The following is an 11,693-nucleotide window of genomic DNA, read 5'->3' on the forward strand; positions in this document are numbered from 1 at the left end:
CCCAGAACGGGAGAGACACCGCCCATGGCCACCCGCAACAACCCCTACGGCGCCTTCAACTTCCTCGTCAAACTCGGCGACACCGGCGGCGAGGACCAGATCGCCGGCGGCTTCTCCGACTTCAGCGGAGCGGGCAACGAGATCAAGTACTCCGAGTACCGCAACGGCAACGACCCCGAGAACCACGTCCGCAAGATCGCCAACACCAACACGACGAACGACGTCACCCTCAAGCGCGGCATCATCGGCGACCTGCGCCTGTTCAACTGGATCAAGGCGGTCCGCGAAGGCGCGTACGACGCCCGCACCGTCACCGTCACCCTCCACGACGAGGGCCGCACCCCCGTCTGCGCCTGGGTGCTGCACGCCGCCCAGCCGAAGAAGTGGGTCGGGCCCACCCTCACCGGCAAGGGCGGCGGAGAGGTCGCGATGGAGGAACTCCACCTCGTCGCCGAACGCATCGACTTCCAGTCCCTGTGACCGGGCCCGGACTGCGCCTCGGGGGCACCGGTGTGTACCGCGACGCCAGGCCCGCGGCGCCCGCCGCCGCGCCCGTCCGGCTCGACGTCGCGGGCTTCGTGGGCGTGGCCCCGCGCGGACCCGTCGACGAACCGGTGCCCGTCGACCGCTGGTCCGACTACGTGCGCCGGTTCGGCGGCTTCGAGGGGCCCGGACTGCTGCCGTACGCGGTCCGGGCCTTCTTCGCCCAGGGCGGGGCACGGGCGTACGTGCTGCGGGTGGCGCCGCTGCCGCGGGCCCCGCACCCCGCCGCGCAGGAGGCCTGCGCCCTGCACCGGGTCGCGCTCGTCCGCGCGGACGGGTCCCCGGGCACCGGGCCGGGCGGGGCGCCGTACGAGATCGGGCTGCGCGCCCGCGACGAGGGCGGCTGGGGCGGGCGGCTGTCGGTGCGCTGGGACTTCACCGCCGCGGAGCGGTTCGACGCCGCCGCCGACGGGCGGGAGCTGGCCCTGCCGCCCGGGCGCACCCCGCCCGCCGCATCGGTGCTGCGCGTCCGCGGCCCCGGGCTGCCGCCCGCCGGCGCGTTCTTCCGCATCCGCGAACTGGCGGAGCGGAGGAACGGCTCCGGCCCGCCGGCCGTGGTCGCCCTGCTCGACCGGGCCCCGGTCCCGGGCACGGGCCCCGGGGCGGGCGGTCCGCGCGCGGTGGCCGTCGAGGCCGAGGTCGTCACCGCGGAGGTGACCGTCGCCGACGGCGACCCCGCCCGACCCCGCCGCGAGCGGTTCACCGGGCTCGGCCTGAGCCGGGGGCACCCCCGGTACGCCGCCGCCGTACTCGCCGCCGAATCCCTGCTCGTCACCCCCGACGGGGAGTGGCCCGACGCGCTGTTCCCGCCCGACGCCTTCCTCACCTCCGCCCCCTCCCGCCCCGTCCGCCCCGGCACCGACCGGTACTCCGCCATCAGCACCGACAGCTTCCACGGCGCGCTCCCCGTCGAGCTGCTGCCCGCCACCGCGGCCGACGACGACAGCGGCGGCGACGAAGGCGACAGCGCCGCGGCCGCCGCCATCGGCACGGACCGGATGGCGCTGGTCCCCGAGATCGGGCTGCTGTCCGCCCCCGACCTGCTCTGGCAGTACGGCGAGAACGCCCCCGCCACCGAGACCCCGCCCCGCCCCCTCGGCAGCCGCTTCGCGCCCTGCCCGCCGCCCGCCGTCCCGCTCACCCTGGCCCCGGCCCGGCCCCGCCCCCTGCTGCTGGACCCCGCCACCCAGTTGCCCGAGGTCCTGCGCCGCCAGCAGCGGCTCGTCGCCCTCGCCGAGCACGGGCGCCGGTTCGTCGCCCTCCTCGACGTACCGCCCGGGCTGCCGGTCCGCTCCGTCGCCCGCTGGCGCGCCGCCTTCGACAGCAGCTACGCGGCCGCCCACCACCCCTGGCTCGGCGTCGTGGACCCCGACGACCCGGACCGCCGTGCCGTCCCCGTACCCCCCTCCGGCTTCGCGGCCGGCATCATCGCCGAGCGGGAGCGCCGCCTCGGACTGCCCTGGGGCCCGGCCAACGCCCTGGCCGCAGGGGCCGTCACCGCCGCCCAGCAGCTCGACGACGCCGACTGCGACGAACTGCACCTGCTCGGCATCGACGTGTTCCGCGCCGAACGCGACGGCTTCCGCCTCGCCTCGGCCCGCACCCTCTCCCGCGACCCCGACTACCGCCAGCTGAGCGTGCGCCGGCTGATGACCGCGCTCCGGCTCACCCTGGACCGGCAGGCCCAGGCCCTGGCCTTCGAACCCCACACGCCGCAGCTGCGCGACGAACTGCGCGGCTCCGTCCTGCAACTGCTGCGCGGCCTGTACCGGGCCGGGGCCTTCGCCGGCGACAGCGAGGACACCTCCTTCTTCGTGCGCTGCGACGAACACCTCAACCCCACCTGGTCGCAGGGGCTCGGCCGGCTCGTCGCCGAGATCGGCGTGGCCCCCGCGCAGCCCCTCGAATACCTCGTCCTGCGGATCGCACAGGACGCCGACGGCTCCGTTGACGTGAGGTGAGACCGGCCGTGCCCGAGCACCCGCCCGAACTCGTCCAGGCCTTCCGGTTCCGGATCCGCCTCGTCCGCAGCACCGCCCCCGGCCGCACCGCCCTGCCACCGCCCCGCCTCCCCGGCCCGACCGCCGCGGCCGCCCCCGGCCGGAGCGCCACGGGACCGGCCGCAGCCGGCCTCCCCGCCCGCTCCGGCGGGCCGGACCGCGCCCCCGACCGGCTGGGCGACGGCGGGTTCCAGGAGTGCTCCGGGCTGGGCCTGGAGGCCGACCTGCGGGAGTACGCGGAGGGCGGCGCCAACGACGCGGTGGTGCGCCGCGTGGGCCGGGTCCGGCTCCAGCCGCTGGTCCTGCGGCGCGGCATGCTCGTCGCCACCGACGGCGGCAGCGCCGACACCGCCCTGTGGGACTGGCTGCACGGCATGGTCGCCGGCGGCGCCCCGGTGCCCCGCTACGACGGCGACGTCGAGGTGCTCGACACCGCCGGCCGGCGGACGCTGGCGCGCTGGACGTTCAGCCGAGGCCTGCCCCTGAAGATCACCGGGCCGGCGCTCAACGCGAGGACGGGGGAGATCGCCGTGGAGGAACTGCACATCGCCCACGAGGGCCTGCGCCTGGAGCGCACCCCGTGACGGGCACCGCCCACGCCACCCTGACCCCCCTCAAGGTCACCGGCGAGCAGGGCCCGCAGCGCACGCCCCGCGTCGAAGAGGCCGGCAGCCCCCTCGAAGTCCAGTTCAACCCCACCACCCTGCGGATCTCCCGCAACAACAACGTGGACCGGGGCGGGGCGACCACCCGCACCCAGAAGGTGCAGCACCCCGCCCAGGAGGGCTCCACGCTCACCTTCGACCTGGAATTCGACACCGCCGAGCAGGGCGGCGCCGGCGGGTACGTCGACGTACGCCAATGGACCGCCCTCGTACGGCAGTTCGTCGAGCCGTCGGCGGCCGCCCCCGCCGATCCGCCGCCGCCCGTCCGCTTCGTGTGGGGGACGCTGCGCTACAACGGCATCGTCACCCAGGTCAACGAGGAGCTCGACCACTTCGCCCCCGACGGCACCCCGCTGCGCGCCAAGGTCGCGGTGACCATCGTCGAGCAGAACTTCGCCTACCAGGCCAACGCCGTGGGCCCCGGAGCCCGGGACGCCGGGGCCGCCACCGAGGCCGGCGACCAGGGCGCAGGCGCCGCGCCCGGCACCGCCGGCACCAGCCGCCCCCGGCAGGTGGTCCAGGCCCACGGCGGGGAGTCGGCCCAGCAGCTGCTGTCCCGGGTCGGACTCGACCCGGCCGCCTGGCGCGGGGCGATGAGCGGACTCGACAGCCCGCTCGGCCTGGCGGCCGGGGCCGGCGTGGTCCTGGGCGCGGAGGCCGAGGCGGGCCTGGCCGCCACCGCGGGCATCAGCCTGTCCGCGGGGTACGCGGGGGAGGCGTCGGCGACCTCCACCGCGGGCCTGGCCGCCGCCCTCGGCATCACGGGCGGCGCCACCGGAGCCGGCTCGGCCGGGGGCGGCGCACCCGCCGGTACGGCCTCGGCCGGCCCCACCGCGCAGGGCGGCCCGCGCGTTCCCGGCACACCGGGCGGCCCCGCCGGCGCGCCCCCCGGCGGACCGGACGCGGCCGCCCGGGCCGGCTTCGTCCTCAGCGCCGGCGGCGGGATAGCCGCGGCCGCGCAGACGGTCACCGCCGCCGCCGTCGACCTGGCCACCGTGCGCGCCCGCGGCTCCTTCGAGGTCCCCGCCGCCCGCCCCGCCCCGGCCGCCGGGAACGGCACCGCGCCCCCGCCCGGCCGCCTCCCGCCGGCCGGCCCCGACCCGCGGTCCACCACGTACGGCCGCGGCATACCGCTGCGCGCCCGCGCCGACCCCGGGACCCTCGCCGAGGTCCGGGCCGGCGGCGCCCGCAGCCTCGCCGACCGGGCCCGCCGCGAGGAGGTCCCCGCCCCGGCCCCCGGGGCCGCGCCCTGGGAGCGGCTCCCCGCCGACCCGCCCGGCCGGGCCGCGGCCGACTGCGAGCAACGCAGCCGTGACGCGGGCCCCAGCACCCTTGGGTGGACACCGCGAGGAGGCCCGCCATGAGCGTGTACATCGGAGAGCTGCACACCGAAGTGCTGCCCGCGGGCAGCGGCGGCCCGCCCGCCCCGGCCCGCGGTCAAGGCTCCGGTTCCGGCTCCGGCGGCAGGTGGGCGGCCGCCGACCGGCACCGGGAGGACACCGAGCGGGCCGCCTGGCTCGCCGCCCGCACCGCCGCGGAGGGCTTCGATGACTGACGCCGCCGTCGCGGCCGTCTCGCCCGTCTCGCCCGTCTTCGAGGTCGGCGGCAGCCTCGTACGGGACCTCGCCCGCGACTGCGTACGCCTGGAGGTGGCGGAGGGCACCGAGGGGCTGCGCACCCTGCGCGCCCACTTCCTCGCCGTCGGCCCGGGCGCCACCGGCCCGCAGGACCGGCTGCTGCACCTGGACGCGGCCACCGTCGGCCTCGGCAGCACCCTCAAGGCGGCCCTCGGCCCGCCGTCGGCCCGGCGGTACGTCTTCGAGGGCGTCGTCTCGGCCGTGGAGCTCGTCCTCGGCGACGGCGAGCCGCCGCTGCTCCTCGTCCACGCCGAGGACGCGCTGATGCGGCTGCGGATGACCCGGCGCCTGCGCACCTACCGCGACGTCACCGATGCCGACGTCGCCCGCGAAGTGGCCCGCGAACACGGCCTCGACGCCGACGCGGACGCCCCCGGACCCCGCTACGACGTCGTCCAGCAGCTCAACCAGAGCGACCTCGCCCTCCTGCGCGAGCGGGCCCGGCTGGTCCAGGCGGAGCTGTGGGCGACCGGCACCACCGTGCACTTCCGGCCCCGCGGCAGCCGCACCGCCCCCGCCCAGACCCTCGTCTACGGCAACCAGCTGATGTCGGTGCGGCTCGCCGCCGACCTGGCGCACCAGCGCAGCGAGGTCGTCGTCACCGGCTACGACGCCGAACGCCGCGAACCCATCGACGAGCGGGCCGGCCCCGAGGTCGTCGAGGCCGAGACGACCGGCGGCGGCCGCACCGGGGCCCGGCTGCTGGCCCGCGCCATGGGACCGGCCACCAGCCTGCGCGTCCGGGAGGCGGCCCTGACCACGGGGGAGGCCGAGAGCTGGGCCCGCGCCGAGATGCTGCGCCGCGGCCGCCGGTTCGTCACCGTGGCCGGCACCACCAACGGCAGCCCCGACCTCGTCGTCGGCGGCCGGCTCACCCTCCGCTCGGTCGGCGGCCCCTTCGAGGGCGACGGCTACCACGTCACCCGGGTCCGCCACACCTTCGACCCCGACCGGGGCTTCCGCACCCGCTTCGACGCCGAACGCCCGTCCCTGAACGAGGTGGTGTGATGTCCCTGCCCGCCCCCGCGGACGGAGCGGCCCCCGGCTACTTCGGCGTCTACCCGGCGCTCGTCACCGACATCGTGGACGAGAAGCGGCTCGGGCGCATCGAGGTCCGCTTCCCCTGGCTCGGCCGGGACGGCGACCGCGACGTGCGCGCCTGGGCCACGCTCTGCTCCCCGTACGCCGACGACCGGCAGGGGCTCCTCGTCCTGCCCGAGGTGGGCAGCCAGGTCGTCGTCGCCTTCGAGGCCGGCAACCCGCGCCGCCCGTACGTCCTCGGCGCCGCCTGGAACGGCCGCGCCGCCCTGCCCCACGAACCCGAACCCGCCAACAACGTCCGCCAGTTCAGGTCGCGGGCCGGCAGCAGTCTGGAGTTCGACGACACGGCCGGTGCGGCCCGGGTCCGGATCACCATGGCCTCCGGCCACGAGGTCGTCCTCGACGACGCCGCCCGCCAGGTCGTGGTCCGGCACGGCGGTGGCTGCACCGTCCGCCTCACCGACACCGCGGTCCAGGTCGAGGCCAACGCCTCCGTCGACGTCAAGGCGCCCACCGTCACGGTGAACGCCCCGCTGTCCACCTTCACCGGCCTGGTCAAGTGCGCGACGCTGGTCACCGACCAGATGGTGGTCTCCCCGGCCTACACGCCCGGCGCCGGGAACATCTGGTGAGCGCGACCGCCGCCGCCGGGCACGGCTTCAAGCTCCTCGCCCCCTGGTACGTGTGCGAACGCGGCGGGTTCGACCGCTTCGCCCCCGCCGCCCGCACCCCCGCCCTGCAGAAGTACGCCTCGCCCGAGTTCGTCCGCGCCCTCGTCGCCGACCCGCGGGACTCGCTGCGCTTCGACGCCACCGAGGACGTGTGGTCCTGCCCCGTGCCCGTCCCCCTCGCCGAACGCGGCCCGGGACGCGCCCGCTTCGCCACCCACCGGCTGTACCGCAGCCGGCTGCGCAAGCTGTACCAGCCCGGCCACGAGCGCTTCTACGCCGTCGTGGTCGAACTCTTCTGCGACCGGCCGGGGTGGCCCCGCCCGCAGTCCGCCGAAGGCCTGGAGGTCGGCTTCGTGATGCGGCGCAGGCAGGTGGACATGAGCGCCCCGCCGCAGGTGCTGCGCCGGCTCGCGCACCGGCTGACGGCCGGACTGGCCGCCGCCGACCGCTCCGCGGACGGCCCGGACGGCCCGGAAGGTCATGACGGCCCTGACGGCGCCCGCGGGGTGCCGTCCGGGCCGGCCCCGTACGCCTCCGAGGTCCGGGACGTCCTGTGGGCCGACCTCGCGCACCGGGAGGCCTTCGAGGACGCCAACCGCGCCCTGATCGACCAGGTCGGCCTGGAGACGGAGGTCCAGGCCTGGATGGAGGGCCCCGCGGGCGGCTCATGGCGCGAGGTCGGCGCCCCGCCGCCCGCGGGCCGCCCTCCGGACCGGGAACGGGAACTCCCGATGTGGCGGCTCCCGCCCCGCTCCGGCGACTGCCCGCAGACCGGCCCCCGGCCGCCCGAGCGCTCCCTGTGGTTCGGGGTCGTGCCGACCTGCTCCGGCGACCACGACGACCAGGGCGCCCCCCGACTCGACGACCGGTCCGTCTACGAACTGCGCTGCTTCGTCCGCCGCACCCCCGCCCCGGGCCACGAGCACTGCCCGCCGCAGGTCTCCTGGAGCGAGCCCACCGAGCCCTTCAGGCTGGCGCCGTTCTACGACCCCGAGGGCACCAAGAACCGCAGGACCTCCATCACCCTGCCCGACCTACGGGCCCTGGCCGCCCGGGCCGGCGCACCGCCCGGCCCCGGCGGGGTCGCCGTCACCAGCCCGCCCGGCTCCCAGCTGTCCTTCGACCCCGGCGGCGGCACCCCGAGCGGCGGCTCGGTCGGCGGCACCGTCCCCCGGATCTGCACCTTCGCCCTCGAACTCTTCATGATCGTGGCGTTCTTCCTGTTCAGCATGTTCCTGCCGATCGTGGTGTTCCTGTTCCAGCTGTGGTGGCTGCTCGCCCTGCGCTTCTGCCTGCCGCCCTCCGCCACGGCCATCGCCACCCTCAAGGCCCACTTCGACGCCGGACTGACCCTGAGCCAGATGGGCGACGCCGAACGGGACGCCCTCGACGGGCTCCTCGGCGCCCGCGGCGCCACGGCCCGGCTCCAGGCCGGCGAGGGCGGCTTCCGCGACGAGGACGGCAAGGACCTCTTCGAGGCCGTCACCCCGCCCGACCCGCCGCCCGTCCCCGTACGCCCCGAACCGGAGCCGCCGGTCCGCGACCCGCTGTGCGGGAGCGGGCGATGAGCGGCCGGGCGGCCCCCGTACCGGCCCCGATACCGGCCCCCGCTCCCGTCCCCGCCGCTGCTCCCGCCCAGCGTGCCGCCGCTCCGGCGGCCGTGCCCGCCCCCGCTCCTGCGCCCGCGTCCGCCGCCGCGGCCACCCGGGCCGCCGCGCCCGCCGCCGCCCCCGGCTCCGGGCCGGCCGGGGCCTCCGTACCCGCCCCGCCCGGCCGGCTCGCGGACGAGCTGGCCCGCGCCCTGCCCGCCCCCGCCCCCGACATGCCCAAGGAGGAGCTGGCCCTCGAAGGCGGCGCCCCGCTCACCCCGCCGCCCGCCGTCGCCGCGTACCTGGAGCGCAAGGGGGCTGCGGGCGGGCCCGTCCGGGTGCGCCTCGGCCGGACCGCCGCCGGCGTCCTGCACCTGTACGGCACCGACCGGGGCCCGGCCACGGCCGCCGGCGGCGCGTTCCAACCCGTCCCCCTGCTGCTCCCGTTCCTGCAGCCGCTGCGCACCGCCGGCATCGAGCCGGTCCTCGCCGTCCGCGTCCACGACGGGGTCGTCCAGGGGCACGCCTCGGTGGTGGTGCAGGGCGCCCTGCTCGGCGGCCCCCGCGCCCTCCTCGACCGGATCGAGAGCTGCGCCCGGGTCCTCGGCTGGCTCGGCGCCGGCGGCCTGAAGCTGCCCGGCGCGGAGAACGAACTGCGCGGCCCGACCCTGGTCGTGCGGGCCACCGGCATGAGCTTCACCCTCGGCGGCTTCCTCACCGCCACCGGCAGCTTCGGCCTCACCGGCGACACGGTCACCTTCGACGCGGTCGCCCGCGGCACGGTCGCCGGGCTCGGCTCGCTGGAGGTGCCCGTCGTCCGTGGCCCGGACGGCGCGGTGTCCGGCAGTGCGACCGTGGACGTGGCCCTGCGCGGCTTCTCCGGACAGGTCACGGCCGCGTACGCGGGCGGCGCGGTGGACGTCCGGGGCACCGTCGGCTACTCCAACGACCGGTTCGACGGCCAGGTGACCTTCGTCGCCACCGACCCGGCCACCGCCGCGGAACTGACGGACAGCAGGCTCGCCGAGCAGGTGAAGACCGCCAAGGCGGTCACCGGCGAGCCCGCCCCTGCGCAGGCCACCGGCCCCGGCACCCCCGACGGGGCAGCCGCCCCGCGCCCCGGCCCCCGCGTGCTCGCCGGCTGGGGCACGGTCGCCGTCCGGCTGGCCGACTGGCTGAGCGGGGAGGCCCTCGTCGTCGTCGACCACCGCGGGGACGTGACCGTCGTCGGCAAGATCGTGCCGCGGATGGACAAACCGCTCTTCGAGCAGAAGCACTACGTCAAACAGCTCGCCCGGTTCGAGGTCCGCACCCTCTACGGCATCCCGCTCGTCGGCAACGTCTTCCTCTTCGCCGGGATCGGCCTGGAGGCCGTCGCCGACTTCGGGCCCGCGACCCTCGACCGCATGGAGCTCACCGGCACCTGGTCCACCAAACCCGAGGTCCTGAAGGACTTCGGCCTGACTGGCACCCTCAACGTCTCCGCCTTCGCCGGGCTGCGCCTGAAGGCCGAGGGCGGCGCCGGCCTCCAACTCCTCGGCCACGACATCAAGGCGGGCGTCGCCCTGCACGCCCTCGCGGGCGTCCGCGGCTACGTGGAGGCCACGCCCCGCATCGGATTCCGCGAGGTCGCCGACCCCAAGGCCGGCAAGCGCGGGGAGTTCTTCCTCGCCGGACACATGGAGATCGCCGCCCAGCCGTTCCTGGCGCTCGGCGGGGACCTGTTCGTCGAACTGGACAGCCCCTGGTGGTCGCCCGCGCCGGACAAGCGCTGGGACTGGCCGGTGGGGCGGCTGGAGTACCCGCTGCCGGGGGAGTTCGGCATCGGGGCGGACGTGGAGCACGTCCTCGGCTCCGGCAAGGTTCCCGAAGTCGCCTTCAGCGAAGTGAAGTTCAGCCCCGACAGGTTCATGACCGACCTGGTCAACGACAAGGTCCCGGCGAAAACCGCTACGGAGGACCAGAAGAAGGGCGCCTGGAAGGAGCCCGGCACCCCCGCACCCCCCGGCGCCGCCGCCCCGGCCAAGGCCCCGGGCGCGGCCGCCCCGGCCGCCGCCCCCGCCAGGGCACCGGGCGCCCCCGCCCGGCCCACCGCCCGCCCGGGCCCCGCCACCGGTGCCGGCCCGGCTCCGGCCGCGCCCCGCAAGGACCCCGCGGACGTCCCCTCCCCGGCCAAGCAGGCCCGCTGGCTCTCGGGGCTCCAGGCCCTGGGGAGGATCGCGGAGAAGTCGCACTCCCACCCGTACGAGGAGGCAGACCTGCGCGCCGAACTCGCCGGGATCCGCAGGACGTACGGGTTCAGGGTGCTGGAGCCCGAGCTGCACGGCGGCACGTGGCAGGTCACGGCCGCCATGAGCCCGAAGGCGCAGAAGCTGCCGCTCATCGACGCCGCCACCAAGGGCGCGGCGAAGGACAAGGACAAGGGCAAGGACAAGGACGGGAGCGGGGCGAAGGAAGCCTCGAAGGGCGCGGCCAAGGGCCCGGCGCAGGAGGGCGGCAAGGCGGGCGTCGACCGCCGCGACCCGGCGGAGCTGCCCGCGTTCCGGGGCGGCCGCTACGACGAGCTGAAGAACCCGAAGACCGGCCTCAACTACGCCGGCACCGAGATCAACCACATCCCCCCGCACAGCGTCACCAGCCAGGTCAGCACCCTCTCGTACGGCCGCGGGCCGGCCATCCAGATGGACCGGCAGGACCACCGGGGCCGCAAGAACCCCGACGGCAACTGGAGTTCCCACCCGCGTGCCCTGAGCACGGGCAGCTGGACGGAGTCCAAGGAGCACCGCGCCCGGCAGCTGGAACTGATGGAGGCCGAACGGTTCAAGCAGGCCGTCAGGCTGGACGTCAACGACATCCGGTCCAAGTTCGGTGCCAAGTACGACGGCGCCCTCAACGAGATGAAACCGGCCCTGCGCGCCGAGGGCTGGGGATGACGGGTGGCCGGTGGCCGGTTGCCTGTGGCTGGCGGTGGCCGGCGGCTGCTGGTCGGGGCCCGTCGCGCCGGGGGAGACGGTGCGGTGACGCCCGCCGCGCAGCATGGAGCCATGGCAGCATCTGACGCCCTGACATCCGCCCCCGCCGGCGGCCCGCTCCCCGCGGCCGCGGCCCTGCCCGCGGGCGAGGCCTGGTCCGGGACCGGGATCCGGTTCCCGCTGCGGCCGCAGGACGCCTACGGCAACGGCGGTGACGGGACCGGCGCAGGCGGCGGGGCCGGCCGGCTCGGCTGGGTGGCGGGCAGCGCCGCGATCCGCCAGTCCGTGGAGACCATCCTCGACACCGAGCCCGGCGAACGCGTCATGCGCCCCACCTTCGGCTGCGGTCTGCGCCGCCACCTCATGGCCCCCAACACCCCCGCCACCCGGGCCGCGATCGCCGCCGAGATCGGCGAGGCCCTCGCCGCCTGGGAGCCCCGCATCCAGGTCACCGAGGTCTCCGTGACCCCGGGGGAGGAGCCGACCCTGGTGTGGATCGACATCGCCTACGTGCGGCTGCTCGACCTGCGCCCGGACAACCTCGTCTACCCCTTCTACCTGCGATAGAGGGCCGG

10 protein-coding genes are annotated in these 11,693 nt (G+C 76.8%); all 10 read left to right on the forward strand.

Annotated elements, in window-relative coordinates:
* Window positions 1-24: 24 nt before the first annotated feature.
* Window positions 25-480: a phage tail protein gene (locus ACZ4VL_RS24785; RefSeq protein WP_438310483.1), complete on the forward strand. Its 456-nt coding sequence runs from the start codon at window positions 25-27 to the stop codon at window positions 478-480.
* Complete coding sequence (locus tag ACZ4VL_RS24790) at window positions 477-2,504, forward strand: phage tail sheath subtilisin-like domain-containing protein (protein WP_468203909.1); 2,028 nt, start codon at window positions 477-479, stop codon at window positions 2,502-2,504. Before ACZ4VL_RS24785 ends, ACZ4VL_RS24790 begins: the two co-directional genes overlap by 4 nt.
* 8 nt (window positions 2,505-2,512) lie before the next feature.
* A complete protein-coding gene (locus ACZ4VL_RS24795; RefSeq protein WP_468203912.1) occupies window positions 2,513-3,127 on the forward strand; it encodes a phage tail protein in 615 nt (204 codons plus the stop codon).
* On the forward strand, window positions 3,124-4,572 hold the full coding sequence (locus ACZ4VL_RS24800) for a CIS tube protein (protein ID WP_468203914.1): 1,449 nt from the start codon (window positions 3,124-3,126) through the stop codon (window positions 4,570-4,572). Before ACZ4VL_RS24795 ends, ACZ4VL_RS24800 begins: the two co-directional genes overlap by 4 nt.
* Complete coding sequence (locus ACZ4VL_RS24805) at window positions 4,569-4,763, forward strand: hypothetical protein (RefSeq protein ID WP_468203918.1); 195 nt, start codon at window positions 4,569-4,571, stop codon at window positions 4,761-4,763. The genes ACZ4VL_RS24800 and ACZ4VL_RS24805 overlap by 4 nt, the downstream gene beginning before the upstream one ends.
* A complete protein-coding gene (locus ACZ4VL_RS24810) occupies window positions 4,756-5,853 on the forward strand; it encodes a phage late control D family protein (RefSeq protein ID WP_468203922.1) in 1,098 nt (365 codons plus the stop codon). Before ACZ4VL_RS24805 ends, ACZ4VL_RS24810 begins: the two co-directional genes overlap by 8 nt.
* Window positions 5,853-6,518: a phage baseplate assembly protein V gene (locus tag ACZ4VL_RS24815; protein WP_468203924.1), complete on the forward strand. Its 666-nt coding sequence runs from the start codon at window positions 5,853-5,855 to the stop codon at window positions 6,516-6,518. The genes ACZ4VL_RS24810 and ACZ4VL_RS24815 overlap by 1 nt, the downstream gene beginning before the upstream one ends.
* A complete protein-coding gene (locus ACZ4VL_RS24820) occupies window positions 6,515-8,125 on the forward strand; it encodes a hypothetical protein (protein WP_468203928.1) in 1,611 nt (536 codons plus the stop codon). The genes ACZ4VL_RS24815 and ACZ4VL_RS24820 overlap by 4 nt, the downstream gene beginning before the upstream one ends.
* On the forward strand, window positions 8,122-11,079 hold the full coding sequence (locus ACZ4VL_RS24825; protein WP_468203931.1) for a hypothetical protein: 2,958 nt from the start codon (window positions 8,122-8,124) through the stop codon (window positions 11,077-11,079). Before ACZ4VL_RS24820 ends, ACZ4VL_RS24825 begins: the two co-directional genes overlap by 4 nt.
* Window positions 11,080-11,190: 111 nt before the next feature.
* A complete protein-coding gene (locus ACZ4VL_RS24830) occupies window positions 11,191-11,685 on the forward strand; it encodes a GPW/gp25 family protein (protein ID WP_468203935.1) in 495 nt (164 codons plus the stop codon).
* Window positions 11,686-11,693 lie beyond the last annotated feature (8 nt).

The sequence above is a fragment of the Streptomyces sp. NPDC029014 genome (genome assembly GCF_055564695.1).